14 protein-coding genes are annotated in these 14,872 nt (G+C 46.4%); 5 read left to right on the top strand and 9 right to left on the bottom strand.

Annotated elements, in window-relative coordinates:
• Positions 1-24: 24 nt before the first annotated feature.
• The 6 genes from RS891_RS07475 to RS891_RS07450 form a co-directional block, all read right to left on the bottom strand.
• Positions 25-747, bottom strand: coding sequence for a response regulator transcription factor (locus tag RS891_RS07475; RefSeq protein ID WP_258530409.1), 723 nt, complete (start codon positions 745-747; stop codon positions 25-27).
• An 89-nt stretch (positions 748-836) separates the two neighbouring features.
• Positions 837-1,658: a DUF2785 domain-containing protein gene (locus RS891_RS07470; RefSeq protein WP_315794932.1), complete on the bottom strand. Its 822-nt coding sequence runs from the start codon at positions 1,656-1,658 to the stop codon at positions 837-839.
• Between the two features lie 242 nt (positions 1,659-1,900).
• Entirely contained in the window at positions 1,901-2,368 is a 468-nt protein-coding gene (locus RS891_RS07465; protein WP_258530408.1) for a DinB family protein, read from the bottom strand.
• 173 nt (positions 2,369-2,541) lie between these two features.
• Complete coding sequence (locus tag RS891_RS07460) at positions 2,542-3,486, bottom strand: DUF1963 domain-containing protein (RefSeq protein ID WP_181586428.1); 945 nt, start codon at positions 3,484-3,486, stop codon at positions 2,542-2,544.
• A 155-nt stretch (positions 3,487-3,641) separates the two neighbouring features.
• Complete coding sequence (locus tag RS891_RS07455; RefSeq protein ID WP_113051394.1) at positions 3,642-4,931, bottom strand: ammonium transporter; 1,290 nt, start codon at positions 4,929-4,931, stop codon at positions 3,642-3,644.
• 2 nt (positions 4,932-4,933) lie between these two features.
• Positions 4,934-5,347 carry a hypothetical protein gene (locus RS891_RS07450; RefSeq protein ID WP_113051393.1) on the bottom strand — a complete coding sequence of 138 codons (414 nt, stop codon included), beginning with the start codon at positions 5,345-5,347 and terminating at the stop codon, positions 4,934-4,936.
• A gap of 282 nt (positions 5,348-5,629) precedes the next feature.
• Here RS891_RS07450 and RS891_RS07445 point away from each other — a divergent pair, with 282 nt between their 5' ends.
• Entirely contained in the window at positions 5,630-6,130 is a 501-nt protein-coding gene (locus RS891_RS07445; RefSeq protein ID WP_315794931.1) for a DinB family protein, read from the top strand.
• 86 nt (positions 6,131-6,216) lie between these two features.
• Here RS891_RS07445 and RS891_RS07440 read toward each other — a convergent pair whose 3' ends face one another.
• Both RS891_RS07440 and RS891_RS07435 read right to left on the bottom strand, forming a co-directional pair.
• Positions 6,217-6,720 carry a GNAT family N-acetyltransferase gene (locus RS891_RS07440; RefSeq protein ID WP_113051391.1) on the bottom strand — a complete coding sequence of 168 codons (504 nt, stop codon included), beginning with the start codon at positions 6,718-6,720 and terminating at the stop codon, positions 6,217-6,219.
• 100 nt (positions 6,721-6,820) lie between these two features.
• On the bottom strand, positions 6,821-7,969 hold the full coding sequence (locus RS891_RS07435) for a M23 family metallopeptidase (protein ID WP_315794930.1): 1,149 nt from the start codon (positions 7,967-7,969) through the stop codon (positions 6,821-6,823).
• Between the two features lie 230 nt (positions 7,970-8,199).
• Here RS891_RS07435 and RS891_RS07430 point away from each other — a divergent pair, with 230 nt between their 5' ends.
• From RS891_RS07430 to thrS, 3 genes are all read left to right on the top strand, one after another.
• A complete protein-coding gene (locus RS891_RS07430) occupies positions 8,200-8,967 on the top strand; it encodes a response regulator transcription factor (RefSeq protein WP_315794929.1) in 768 nt (255 codons plus the stop codon).
• Positions 8,964-10,724 carry a sensor histidine kinase gene (locus tag RS891_RS07425; protein ID WP_315794928.1) on the top strand — a complete coding sequence of 587 codons (1,761 nt, stop codon included), beginning with the start codon at positions 8,964-8,966 and terminating at the stop codon, positions 10,722-10,724. The genes RS891_RS07430 and RS891_RS07425 overlap by 4 nt, the downstream gene beginning before the upstream one ends.
• 465 nt (positions 10,725-11,189) lie before the next feature.
• Entirely contained in the window at positions 11,190-13,166 is a 1,977-nt protein-coding gene (gene thrS / locus RS891_RS07420) for a threonine--tRNA ligase (protein WP_315794926.1), read from the top strand.
• 120 nt (positions 13,167-13,286) lie between these two features.
• On the opposite strand, the gene RS891_RS07415 is transcribed toward thrS, so the two are convergent.
• The gene (locus RS891_RS07415; RefSeq protein ID WP_315794925.1) at positions 13,287-14,150 is read right to left on the bottom strand and encodes an SDR family oxidoreductase; all 864 of its coding nucleotides are present in this window, start codon (positions 14,148-14,150) and stop codon (positions 13,287-13,289) included.
• A gap of 130 nt (positions 14,151-14,280) precedes the next feature.
• Between RS891_RS07415 and RS891_RS07410 the strand changes: the two genes are divergently transcribed.
• Positions 14,281-14,826, top strand: coding sequence for a hypothetical protein (locus tag RS891_RS07410; RefSeq protein WP_315794924.1), 546 nt, complete (start codon positions 14,281-14,283; stop codon positions 14,824-14,826).
• The last annotated feature ends 46 nt before the right edge of the window (positions 14,827-14,872 follow it).

The raw sequence follows: 14,872 nt of genomic DNA, 5'->3' as shown, positions 1-14,872 counted from the left end.
AATTAACATAATAGATGTACGTGCTTATTGTGGTTTGATCATCTTATAACCAACACCCCATACCGTCTGTATGAATTTGGGATGTTTGCTGTCGAGTTCGATTTTCTCACGAATCTTGCGGATATGCACCATGACTGTGTTGTTGGACTCCATAAACTCTTCTTTCCAGACCTGTCTGTAAATCTGCTCCATACTAAGTACAGAACCTTGATGGCGCGCCAGCAGCTCCAGAACAGCAAATTCACGGGGAGTCAAACGAACTAGCTGCTCATCCACCCAAACTTCATGCGTATCGGTGTTGATGACCAGATCGTCAATCACCCACTCATGCTCCTTGTTTTCCCGACCCTCATTGAAGGTATGGTACCTGCGAAGCTGTGACTTTGCCCGTGCCACAAGTTCAAGCGGGTTAAAAGGCTTGGTCACATAATCATCAGCGCCGATGCTCAGCCCTGTAATTTTATCCATATCCATGCTTTTGGCTGACAGCATAATGATCGGCATTTTCTGCTCTTCCCGAATTTTCATACATGCTTCAATTCCGTCCATATTCGGCATCATGACATCCAGAATAATCAGATCAATTGCCTCTTTCTTCAATTGCTCAAGCGCCTCGACTCCATCACTGGCTGTCAGAACCCGGTATCCTTCATTACCAAAATAAATTTCCATTAGTTTAATAATATCCTGCTCATCATCCACAAGCAGAATGGTTGCTGGCTGTGCCACGGCATTATTCCTTTCCATTCCATAAATCATTGCTTGATCAAAGTATATCACTAGGAAATGAATTCGCGAAAATCATCGCTCTCTGAAAGAAACAAAAACGTTGATTTTCAGGAATAATATACTTTTTCTATTTTATATAAAGTATGCTCGATTGTTGGGCAGAGATCAGCATCCACTTTGTGAAAGCTAATTCGAAAGTATAAACTTTTCAAAAAGTTTTTTATATTATTTTTTTGCCTAAAGGCAGGAAGAAATTCTGGATTTTTCTCCACATCACCAAAACGTTGAATCCATTGCTCTACATAAGTCTGACTAAGTATTTTTCTATTTAAAACACTAATTATGGATTTTACCATTCTTTCATCTTCCCCATCGGAGTAAACTCGATCGGGTATGGTCATCTTTTCGTAAACCAAATCGAGAATGGTTAAGAGATCAGTTTTATCCAGCTCGGAACATTGGGCCAGTTCGTCTAAAGCATCTGCTGCATGAGCTATGGCATGTGCCCAGCCTTTTTCTTCGTCATACCCGCGGTAATCTCGCTCTTTATGTACATTGTAAAACACGTTCTCTTTTATCTGATGAATATGCTCTCTTGAGAGAAATGGTGATTCCCTATGCCTCATGAGGAGGAGCGGGATAACCAGCATAGAGAACGATCGAGTAAAGACAGAATCTGTATTGGTTTCACCAAGCCTAAAAAGCAAATGCTTATTATCCAAAACAACAGGTAGAAGTTGTTCTAGTTCGTTTACTGTTAAAGTATTAGCAGGAATCCAATTTGATAAGGTTGTATAAATTAGGTCATCACGTAGTTCGGCATCCAAAGAACCAATGTTAACCATCATTTCTTGTATCAACTTGAATGTATCGGGAGGCGCTTGGTAGTCTCTCTCTTTTATTAATATCAACTTTTCTTTTAAACTCATTTTACACGTCCCTATATAGAAGATTATCCGAACTTACTGTTTTAGTTTCTATTGACTATGTGGCATTTTGAGGCGTTGTTTTTCTTTAATTGTACCTGATCCGGTAATCCCTATTTTAACGTATAGTATTGTCGATCTACTCCTTGCTGAACCGTTGCTTTGTTGCGGATAACATGCTCTATGTATTCTATTAAATCTGCTCTATATTCAGGCAGAACCGCGCATTATGAACCTGGCTCTATCTATTCAAACAACGCTACTTTGGGCTCTATACCAGTCAGTGTCAGCATCGTATGCAGTTGACCCCTATGGTGATACACATGTCCCATGATCTCAAGCAGCCACTCCAGACGACTGTACGAAGCGCCCCAATAGGAGTCAGTCACCTGTAATAATTCCTCCGTATTGTACTGTCTGTATCGTTGATAGAGGTACATCTGATTCTCAATCAGTGCTTCCCTGATCTCGCTCAGTGTATTCGGCTGATTCTCCTCGTAAAACAAAGCCATTTCTTCTTCGGAAGCGCCCTCCGAAATATGTACATCTGCACGACAAATGACGGATAGATGAGAAAGCAATTCTCCAACCGGCCGTTTGCCTTCAATCGGAGTCAAAGCCAAGTCCTGCTCCGACAGTTGGTCACATAAATTGATTAATGATGTCACTGCCACATCAATATGTTTAAATGCAGACTGAATCAACTGAAACACTCCCTTTTTATCCCATTATACAGAACATATGATCGCTAATCAATCATGAATTCCCCTTAATATATAAACCAGCTGTGCTCAAAAACCAACAATGACGAACAAAAAAAGCCCCTCCTCCCTCATATAGACGGAATTTGGGACATTTTGTTGCTCCGATGATAACAAACACGAACTTAACTTGAATATAACGAACAATACGTTTGATCGAATCGTCCCGCGAGCAAGTCAGCCTTGCGAATGAAAAATTGCAGCTCCCCACAATCCCACCATTGAAAACCGATGGCGTCATGCGTATCAATTTTTAATAGAAGCAAGGTATCTGCAAGCTCTTGTTGTGTGCGTTTCTCATCTCCGCCATAATGAGCAGTCAGTTTCTGCTCACACGCCTGCTCGTCATAAGCATACTCTTCATCAAGCACGATCTGTAACAGCGCCTGATGCTCTGCATCGGGATGCTGACCGTCAGGATATCCAAACATGCCACCCCAGTTCTGGGTGCTTGGATGATTCCAGCTGGACTCAAATTCCAGGTATCGGTCATACAGACCTTCCTCCCCTTCGACGGCTATCGTTCCACCGGACAGCGGGGCGGCGATTGCATTCAGAGCCAGAGAATCAATGTAGGCATATGTAGGAAACTCAAGATTAGGCAGCACGGTTACCGAATGTGCTACAAAATCGTCCTCACCCAGCGCGGTTTCGCCATTAGGCTCTCGCCTTGTCAGGTTATGAGCGTCCGGCTCGTAAATCACACGATGCTCAATATGATAGGCAGGTTCATCCACACCAATAAAAAAGTATAACATGCCTCGTTCAGGCAAACTCCCGCGCCCATCATTTGGCGTATATGGCGTCAAATCCACGAGATTCAACTGGGCCAGGAACGTCATCGGCACCCCGTCCTGTGTCAAAGGCCATTTCATGTTACCCGGCAGATCGGGATTTCCTCCTACACGTGAATTTCCTGTTCTGCGATACTCATCGATTGTCGATACATCAAGGCGAATTCCCCAACGGCTTGAAGATAACAGCAGATCGGCAGCATTACCCAATCCATATTCCTCAAGAGTTTTCCGGGCTTTTCTGGTCAGACGTTCACATTGTTCAGGTTTAATCATACAGATCCTCCCCTTTGGACAATACATCTATGGTGAGACATATTCAGGTTCACACCTGTATATTCTTCTGCTGACGCTTCTTTCCCTGCTTCTAGCGAAAAAAGAGACTGACATCCGTTGTCAGTCTCCTTCCTTATTATCCATTCGGTTCATTCTTAACGATCCCGATTCGGTGAATCATCCTGAAAAGCACGAATATGCTCCTCGCCATCCAGAAATTCATGCGACTGGTGTGCAGCCATCACACCATGATAACTGATATCCAGACCCAACTCTTCCTCTTCTTCCGTGGAACGGACAGGAACGATCTTGCCAATCAGTTTCAGACCAATCCAGGTCATGACAAATCCCCAGACGACCAAAGCCGTGAGGCCGAGCGCTTGAACACCCAGCAGCCTCCAGCCACCTCCCATGAACAAGCCACCATCGGTTGCAAACAAACCCACGGCAATCGTTCCCCACATCCCGGATACAGCATGAACAGGGAACGCTCCTACCGGGTCATCAATCTGCCTGCGGTCCAGCCAATTCGTTGCAGCCATCATGAGCAATCCGGATACCGCCCCGATGAATATCGCAGCCACATCACCGACAAAGGCACACCCCGCCGTAATACCGACCAGACCGGCAAGCGAGCCATTAATGACCGAGGGTGCGTCTGAACGATTGAACCGGAACAAGGTGTAGAGCAGTGTAACCGCACCACCCGAAGCAGCAGATAACATCGTTACGATGGCAATGTGACCGATCCTTACATCAGTCGCACTGAGCGTACTTCCTGCATTGAAGCCAAACCAGCCGAACCACAGCAGAAAGGCACCTACAGATGCCAGTGGCAGATTACTTGGTAGCGCAATGGCACTCACACCAAGCGGCGTGTATTTGCCTTTACGCGGCCCAATAATAATCGCTGCGGCCAGTGCAGAGAACCCGCCCAACGCATGAATGACTGCGGAGCCGGCGAAATCCTGCATCCCCAGTTTGCTGAGCCAACCGCCGCCCCATGCCCAGTGTCCACCAATCGGATAAATAATGGCCGTCATCAATATGATGTACAGCAGATATGCACGAAAGTTAATCCGCTCAGCCACAGCACCCGATACGATGGAAATGACAGCAATCGTGAACGCGGCCTGGAACAGCCAGAATGTTTCCAATGATACAGGTACGTCCAGGTGAGACAAGTCTCCATTGAGGAAAAATCCGGTTATGCCTACAAAACCTCCAGCATCAGATCCATACATCAAGCCAAATCCGATGGCATAGAAAAGCAACGTTCCAATGGTAATGTCAGCGAAAACCTTCATAATAATATTCACACTATTTTTATAACGTACGAAGCCAGCCTCCAGCAGGGCGAATCCGCCTTCCATCAATAAAATCATGGCTGCACTCAGTACGACCCAGACCGTATCAATCCCGGAGCTTAACGTCTCCAAAGTCATGCTTATACATCCTCCGTTTCCCTAAGCTGTCTAATCTCCCGGATCGTTTCGGGCGTAAGCTCGATTTCGTCCCGTTCGATGCTGTCCGGATGCTTGATTCGTTCAGTGATGCGGTCCAGTTCTCGTATCCGCCGCCGGATTTGTTCCATTTTGCGAAAACGTTCCTTCACCTGGACCATATATTCCACCGCCTGGTGATGGGATGCAGGACGACCTGCGAACCATTTGCGTACAGTCGACAAGGATTGATAAGCCACTTCTTCCGCACGTTTTTTTTGTTCGAATTGTTCGATTTTATGTTTAAGCGTTTCGATCTCATTTTCTTTTTTGACCTTGAGCTGTTGGATAAGGTACAATAAATCGGACGATGATATTTGCAATGCTGTATGGTGATACACCTCGTCAATTACTAACATATCATGTCAGGACTCCTTACATGTCAAGTTACTTGTTATCGATTATAGAGTCCAGCACCACTTAGCGTCAATTCTTTTTTTGGCGATGGCATGATTTGATATGACCCTTTCAGAAAAAAAGCCTCATCCTCATATATATAACTTCAAATAACAAAGCGATTCGAACACTCCTTCGCATTCACCTTTCAGATCCTCTATGATGTATATCAAGCATCCACATTTCAGGCACTGCACTTACACAAGCTGACATCATAGAACTCGTATAAAGGAGAGGATCGCACGATGTTCACTCGTAATGACGACATTCGTAGCCAAATCTGGAATGCCGTCTCTGGACTCAATGAAGAACAATTGAACCTCAAACCCACACCTGACCACTGGAGTATTATGCAAGTTCTCCGTCACCTGAATTTGATGGAAAGCATCATTGCGAAGCAAGCCCGCGCCGCGCTAGAGAAGGAACAGACCGTTGCTGTGGACAAAAAACCATATGAGCTTACACTGGATCGCAGCCACTCTGTTAGCGCCCCGCCTCATCTCCAACCTCCTGCGGAACCAGAAACGCTCGCTAATGTTACCCACGACCTGGAAGACTCACATCAGGCGTTGATGCTCGTTGCACAAGATCATGAGGCTGAACTGCTGCGAAGCAAGTCCTTTCTTCACCCGGTTTTCGGTGAGATGGATTTAGCCCAATGGGTCGACTTTGCAAGCTATCATGAAGAACGTCATCTGGCACAGATTAAGGATATTAAACAAAGGCTTGGCGTGTCGCACGCCTAAGTCATCCATATTTACTCTATGTAAGCAAAAATAACCTCCAATCCACGCATTGTGGATCTGGAGGTTTTCATTCATTTTGAAACACACTATATTTTTTTGCCCAAAATCGCCAAATCCCGGTTGACACCATCCAGCACAGCCACTTCAGGATAATAGCCCCACTGTTCAAAACCATGCTTGCGCAATAATCCCAGACTCGGTTCATTATGTCCAAAAACAAAGCCCAGAATCGTCTTGATTCCAAGCTTAGGACAAGCTTCAAAAATGGTATTCAGCAAACGTCCGCCAGCTCCAATTCCCCGGCACTGCTGATCCACATACACACTGACTTCCACCGTCCCATTGTACGCAGGCCGTCCATAAAACGAACTCAGGCTGGCCCAGGCTACAACCTGTCCCTCATATCTCATCACCCAGAGCGGGCGATGATCGGATGAATGCTCCTCAAACCACGGAATACGCTGCTCGACAGTCACCGGCTCCAAATCTGCCGTCACCATTCGACTTTCAATCGTTGAATTATAGATCTCCACAATTCTTGGCAAGTCCTCACGACGCGCATAATCAATCTGTACACTATCCAACTTCATGTCTACTCCTCCATCATCCAGATCAATTCTATCGTATGACGGTATTATAACGGAGGAAGGAAGTCGACGTCATCCCCCAACATTCGGGTCAACTCCACACTTACTCAGGCAATCCTTGAATTGTATTACCCCGAGTCATCTGCTGGCTCTGATCTGCCCAACGAATGTTAACAGAACGGGAAGTGAATAGATCCGGGCCATCCGATACCTGAAAATGCAGATGGGCTTCACTGGAATTCCCTGAGTTACCCAGCTCTCCAATAAGGTCTCCCTGCTTGACTTTATCTCCTTTTTTGACCGCTACACTGCCTTCCTTGATGTGCGCGGTGATGCTGTATTCTCCGTTTCCATGGTCAATGACCACATTGTTACCCGCAGGTTCTTCCGGATTCATAACCCCTGGTGTGTTGTCTCGAATATCATTCTTGATATCGACTACGGTTCCGTCCGCAGCTGCATAGAGCGGCTCACCAAAAGCGTAGTAGTTTTCGTTCACCTTCGGATCTCCGTTGTAACTGAAAGCTTCTTTGGTCCGAATGATATCTAGCGCATAGCGCTGTGTTTCATGTTCATAATGATAGTTCGACATCACATCATTGCCTCCCCAGAACACATACCATTCACCCTTCATAGGGAATTGAAATTCGGTATTGGTGAACTTTTGATCCGTATCTTCATGGGGTTCCAGTGGTTGGATCAACAGACCTTCAATCTGATTGGCTCCGGTAAAATAGGCTTGAATCCCTTTGGTCCCTGTTTGATCCTTCCAGGCGAACTCAGTTAAATGGTTCACTTTGGCATCTACAACCAGATCAAAGGAAGTTACTCCCTCAAGGAATTGATCCGCAGACGTTTTAAACTGTTCAAGCGTTAGCGCTTCCTTCAACTCGGGACTCATCTGACTGTAAATTGCCTCCTTGGAACCGTTCATTAACGTATCGATGAAATTGTCGGGTGTAATGATAGCACTCACCTCTGTACCTGAATTCTCTTCCTGATGGGTACTTTCACTCGCTTCATTGGCATTTGTCGTCTGTTCCTTGGACTGCCGCTCCGCCTGTTCGGATGTAATCGAGTTACTGTTACCGCAGGCTGACAACATCACGCAGGCTCCAAGGGCAATGGTAAGCAACTTCCAGCTCTTTTTGCTCTGTAATTTCTCATGTGTCGCGTAATCGGATTCCAGCTGATCCCCTTCGTAATTCGAGTGCCGCTCCTTTATTTTACTACTCTCATGCAGCCTGTTCATTTTCCACCTCATTCTCAACATCCCTTCTGGTGTTCGTTATACTTTCCAGTTAAGTGTACAGAATGAATCTTATCCTTCGTCTAACCCATCCTTACATGTAGTTAAACTGTGGAGTCTTCTATGGCTTCATAATTAAGATTCCGTTAAGATAGCTCGCACACTACATAGCCCTCTCGGATGGTATGATTAGCAATAAACAAACAGGAAGCTCTAGGAGGTCATTTCACATCATGGATCACGTCTCCATACTGCTAGTTGATGATGAACAAGCCATTTTACATATGCTCAAAACCGTCTTGCTCAAAGAACAATTCGTAGACATCGACACCGTTACCACCGGAGAAGAGGCGATTACCGCCTGCGAAAATAAAACCTATCATTGCATCGTGCTGGACATCATGCTGCCTGGCAAAAGCGGACTGGAAATCTGTCCCTTTCTGCGGCAAGTGACCGATGCACCAATTCTTTTTCTAACTGCCAAAACAACGGATTATGACAAGTTAACCGGATTCGCCGTTGGCGGCGATGATTATGTCGTTAAACCCTTTAACCCACTGGAAGTAGTCGCTCGGATCAAATCGCTGCTGAAACGTTATTTACCTACCAAAATAGTGACAGGTACAATGGAGACTACACTCTCCTCTGACGCAACTTCGTCATCTCCTGCCGTGCAGGAAGGGGTTTATGATTTTGGTCGTTTTCAAGTATTTGAACAAGCCGGTGAACTTCAGGTTGAAGGACAGCCTGTAACCTGTCCCGCTCTTGTCTACCAGCTGCTGCTCTTTTTCTGCAAGCATCCCAATCGCATTTTCACCAAATCGGAATTGTATGAGCGTGTATGGGGTTCGGAAGCCATCAGCGATGACAACACCGTTATGGTTCATATTCATCGTATTCGTGAGCGGATTGAAGCTGATTCCTCTAACCCTGTGTTTCTCGTCAACGTCCGGGGACTGGGATACAAACTCATACAGCCTAACCAAGTGTTACGCGCATGAGTATTCGTCGCAGGTTAATGACCCGTTTTATCGGTATGCTTGCTGGAGCAGTCGTTCTTATCATCCTGTTGGGTTCTGCAGCGACCTATTGGGTCGTTCAAAAGGTGAATGAAGTAAGCCTGGTGGATGACTTCGCTACCAGTGGTCTTGACCAACTGATTAATACCGCAGAAATCATGCCCGATGGGAGGGTCCGCTATGATCCCAGGCTGCTGAAGCAGGTCGAGAAAAATCAGGGATGGCTTCAGGTTGTGGACGAAAAAGGCTACGTCATTGATGATTTTGATACACCGGATGACGTTCCGAAGCAATACAAGCCTGGAGAGTTGATCGCATACTGGGAAGCTAAAAAGCCGTTTCCATACCAGATCGTCATGCTGATCCGGGAGAAAAACGGCGAGATGTTCACCTTGCTGTACGGGGAACGCAATCAGGCCAATTCCTTACTCGATCAAGCCCGTGTGGATAGTCATTATACCAATGGAGAGCTGATGCTGCAGCCCAAACAAGAAGATGTCATACGCTCCAAAGGTGCCTACCTGCAAATTCTGAACGAATATGGCCAAGAGCTGGCTTCCTATAATAAACCTGCCATGGGTGTCCCTAGCAGTTATAATATACAGGAACTGGCTTTGCGTATTCGTTATCCCAATCGATATGGAATATCGATCGCAACCTTTTACGATGAACAGAATGGCACAACCTGGATGCTTAGCATACCTGTCGATCCAACTGCTACAGGGGATGAAAATCCCTATAACTTCATTTTGACTCCAGTGGTCATCGTACTGCTCCTTTCCGTTGTCATTTTACTTATTCTGTTGGCGCTATGGTACGCCAATCGTTTCGGTTCTCCCATGCTGCATATGCTCCAATGGCTCCAACGACTGGAACAGGGACATTATGAAGAACCCAAAGGCATCGGCGGCGTTCCTCGCAGCCAGCGACGAAATGGCAAATGGAAGCGGAAATACCGCGTATATGCCGAAGTGCTTCGCTCCATGCAGGCATTATCTGCAACACTGAAACAAGACGAAGAGCTCCGTAAACAGACCGAATCTCTGCGTGAGGAATGGATTGCCGGAATAACACATGATCTCAAGACTCCGCTATCCTCCATCCAGGGATACGCCCATATGCTTGAAGCACATAAATATAGCTGGTCCGCGGAAGAAGTGAGAGAATTCGCAGGCATTATGCTGGACAAATCCATGTATATGGACCGACTTGTAAACGACCTTGCCATGACGTACCGATTGCGAAGCGGTGGATACCAGCCACCTGTTGAAGAAACTGACGTAAATACGCTGCTGCATGATCTCGTCCAGCGTGCAGAACGCAACCCGTTATATGGCGAGGGGCGTATTGTGTTCCGACCTGCAAAAATTCCGGTATACGGCAATGTGCATATTCCTTCGTTTGAACGTATTGTGGATAATCTGACCGCTAACGCCCTTCTTCATAATCCAGCGGAGTCGATTCTGACCGTTAGTGTGCATCCGGGTAAGCAGGCAGGTGAGTTCAGTGTTCAATTTGCCGATGACGGTCAAGGCATGGATCCGGAACTGGTCTGGAGGCTGTTTGAACGATATTACCGCGGAACGGATACAGGCACGTCCGATGTCGGATCAGGCCTTGGTATGGCGGTAACAAAAGGCTTAATTGAAGCGATGAAAGGCCGTATTGAAGTCCAATCAGCTTCTGGTGAGGGTACTGTCATTCGATTAATATGGGATGGCCAATCAGAACATGGGTAAACAACATTCCGCTTGACCTTTTCATTTTCAATCTATATAATCGACACTCAATAACACCTGTTCCAATATATTGATATGGACTTCAACGATATTCAGATCAATTCATTTGATATCGATTTTGCATATTTGGCGATGACCAGAGACAAGATTCCGTTTGCGTGCTGCCCAGAGAGAGAGGGGATTGGTGAAACCTTCTTCAGCGAACGGACCGGAATTACCCCTCTGCAGCCGTGAGCTCGAACCCAGCTTTATTCCTGTTTCGGACCAAGCTGTCAGTAGAGTTCACCGCCTGATCCCCGATAACGGATTCCAATGAGGGTTATGATGTTCTTGCTTGCGGCGGCTGGTCGTGTTCAGGAGCATTCATAACCAAATTAGGGTGGAACCACGAGCTGAGCGCACTCGTCCCTTTTCCGGGACGGGTGTTTTTTGCGCTTCAAATTTGAGTATTGGAGAGTGGTTCACATGAGTAATCCGAATAATAACAGCCAATCCAGCAACCCATTGAATAACCAACAACAGCCCCAACATCCGATTGAAATTCGCTTACAAGGCGGAGCTGTACGTTCTTACGAGGCAGGCATCACTGTAGGAGGGGTCGCATCATCCATCAGCACAAGTCTGGGCAAACAAGCCATCGGCGGAATTGTAAATGGTAAGAATGTCGATCTTGACTGGGTTCTTGAGAAGGATTGCGAACTCGTCATCGTTACTTTGGACAGCCCAGAAGGTCTGTATCGTTACCGACACAGCACTGCTCATGTACTTGCGCAGGCTCTCAAACGCATCTATGGTGCGGAACAAGTGAAGCTGGGCATCGGACCTGTCATTGAAGATGGATTCTATTACGATGTCGATCTGGAGCATGCTCTATCGATCAGTGATTTGGCTGCCATTGAGCAAGAAATGAACAAAATCATAAAAGAAAATGAAAAGATTAGCCGCCGGGTAGTTAGCCGGAAAGAAGCACTTCGTATCTTCGGAGAGATTCAAGACCCGTATAAGCTTGAACTCATTCAGGATTTACCGGAGGACGCTGAGCTTTCGATCTATGACCAAGGGGAGTTTTTCGATCTCTGTCGCGGCCCTCATCTTCCGTCCACTGGTCGGATCAAGGCATTCAAACTGCTGAATGTGGCTGGTGCATACTGGCGCGGCAACTCGGATAATAAAATGCTGCAACGCATTTACGGCACTGCTTTCCCGAGCAAAGCCCAATTGGAAGAACATCTGCACATGCTGGAAGAAGCGAAGAAAAGGGATCACCGCAAACTGGGTAAGGAGCTTGAACTTTTCATGTTCTCGGAAGAAGCACCCGGTATGCCGTTCTATCTGCCCAAAGGCATGACTGTCCGCACAGAACTGGAGCAATTCTCCCGTGAATTGCAACTACAGGAAGGCTATCAGGAAGTTCGCACTCCCCTCATGATGAACAACCGTCTGTGGGAGCAGTCGGGTCACTGGGAGCATTACAAAGACAATATGTATTTCTCGGAAGTGGACGATGCGACTTTTGCCCTGAAACCAATGAACTGTCCCGGACACATGCTGATTTTCAAAAATACACTCCATTCCTATCGTGAGCTGCCGATTCGTATGATGGAATTCGGTCAGGTCCACCGCCATGAATTCTCAGGCGCTCTGAACGGCATGATGCGGGTGCGGACTTTCTGTCAGGATGATGCCCATCTCTATGTGATGCCAGAACAGATCGAGGAAGAGATCAATCAGGCGATTTCATTGATCGGTCGCATGTACGACATCTTTGGTTTCGAGTACAACATTGAGTTGTCCACTCGCCCGGACGATTCCATGGGATCGGAAGAGCTATGGGATCAAGCAGAAAGAGCATTGCAAAATGTACTTGATCGGCGCGGTGTGAAATACCGCATTAACGAGGGTGATGGTGCCTTTTACGGTCCGAAAATTGACTTCCACATTCTCGATGCACTGAAGCGCAGCTGGCAGTGTGGAACAATTCAGCTCGATTTCCAAATGCCCGAGAAATTCGATCTCACTTATATTGGCGAAGATAGCCTGAAACACCGGCCTGTCGTGATCCACCGTGCCATCTATGGTTCAATCGATCGTTTCATCGGCATCTTGACTGAACATTATGCAGGTGCATTTCCTCTCTGGCTCGCACCTGTGCAAGTGAAGCTGCTGCCAGTGTCAGATCATTACGCAGATTATGCGCTTCAAGTTCAGAGCCAGCTGCGGGCTGCTGGTATTCGGGTAGAAACAGACTTGCGCAGTGAGAAGCTCGGCTACAAAATCCGTGAAGCTCAGATGGAAAAAGTCCCTTACTCGCTCGTACTTGGGGAAAATGAGAAAAATGCCTCATCCGCCTCTGTCCGTGCATACGGTCAGGGCGATCAAGGCATTCAGCGCATTGAAGCATTCATTGAGCTGATTCAGCAAGCTGTGAAGGCCAAAGCTTAAGCACTCAATCAGGAATCGGCTGAAACTTAACTTTAGAGGCGGCCCGTTAGTATGGAAAACGGCTGCCTCTAATTATGTGGAAACAAGTAAGCCGCCTCTTCCACTTCGAACAATCAGTAATTACAATTTCTCTTCGGGTCTAAGTCCAACTTGCTCTTCACTCCATGTCCAGAAACGCTCAGCATCTGCCGCATCCAGCGCATGGGCTTTCAATTCCTGGTCCTTTTGTTGATAGAAGTAACGCCCGGTTACCCCGGCGACTTCAGGACTTGTAGCAAGATAGATGGCCGTTTGTGCTCCTTCTTCCGGTGAAAGGAAAAACGGTAGTTTGCCCACCAAAGCCATAATTCGTGTGCCAAAACCGGTATTGCGGTCCACGCCAATACTTGTCCCCACCGCACCGGGATGGAGGCAGTTAACCGTGATTCGGGTTTCCGCCAATTTGCGGGCCAGAACACGGGTGAACAACACGTTTGCCAGCTTGGATTGAGCGTAACTTTTGATTGGATTGTAACCTTTGTGCAGATGGGGATCCTCGAAATGGATTTTCCCGGCTTTGTAGGCACCAGACGAAACATTCACAATACGCCCCTGCTTCGCAGACTTCAAAGGTTCGATCAGGAGTAAGGTAAGCAGAAAATGTCCAAGATGGTTAATACCGATGGCTTGCTCGAAACCGTCGGAGGTTTCCTTGCGCTTCAACATGACGACACCCGCATTATTAACGAGAACGTCAAGTGTATCGTAACGCTCACGGAAGGATTGGGCAAAATGACGGATGCTTTCCAGTGACCCCAGGTCACACAGCATCAGTTCAATCGCAGTAGAGCCGGACTGACGCAGCGCCTCCTGCAGTGCCTGCTGTCCGCGCTTCTCGCTGCGGCATGCCATAATCACGTGATACCCTTGCCTTGCAAGTTCGATGGTGGTTGCCAAACCCATACCTGAGTTGGCTCCCGTAACAATGGCTGTCTTTGTCGACATCAGTTATTTCCCTTCTGAACCAGAGGTTCTTCATATTTTAGAACAGTCATCCTCTTGTTTTTTAAAGCACTGCTGACGTCAATATGAGATAATTGAAAGAACACATATTGGTCTTATAGGGAGGATACGTATGCTAACCAAAGAAGACTTCAAGAAACTGAAAAAAGAAGCGAAACTCGAGATTGCACTAATCGAACAGGAAGATCAAAATCTCCAGCAAAAGATAGACTCATCCCTGTATGAAAAAGATAAACTGTGGAACGATGAAGAGATTGGTGAGCTTATCCAGAAACGGAAAGAGCGAAAATATAGTTCATGGACGATTGAATTATGCACGATTATTGAAGACCTGCTGAATCAACTATACCAGCAAACGTATCAAAAAAAATTTAATTCGATCCAGCTGATGAAAACTCCTGCATACCGTTCATTATCCAATATCGAGATCCTTCAGGCTGAATTGAAAAATCAGCATCTTTCCCTGAAATCGGGAGAAGAGAAATTTGAAGAAGAAATAGCCAAAGTGTTTCAACTGAGAAATAAACTTATTCACTCCAACTTTTCTTTTGCTTCCATCATTAGAGAAAATCACGATGCAAAGCAAGAGTTTGAATCCATCCTGGATACGGTGAAGAAGTATAGAAAACACTTGAAATATAATCAGCCAGAGAACTGACGAATGCATGATACATGGTCATTCACAACAAAGGAGGTGCTCCGGA

The sequence above is a fragment of the Paenibacillus sp. BIC5C1 genome (genome assembly GCF_032399705.1).
GTDB lineage: Bacteria > Bacillota > Bacilli > Paenibacillales > Paenibacillaceae > Paenibacillus > Paenibacillus taichungensis_A.
The sequence above is the reverse complement of the archived record's forward strand: the minus strand, read 5'-3'. Positions and strand labels throughout refer to the sequence as shown.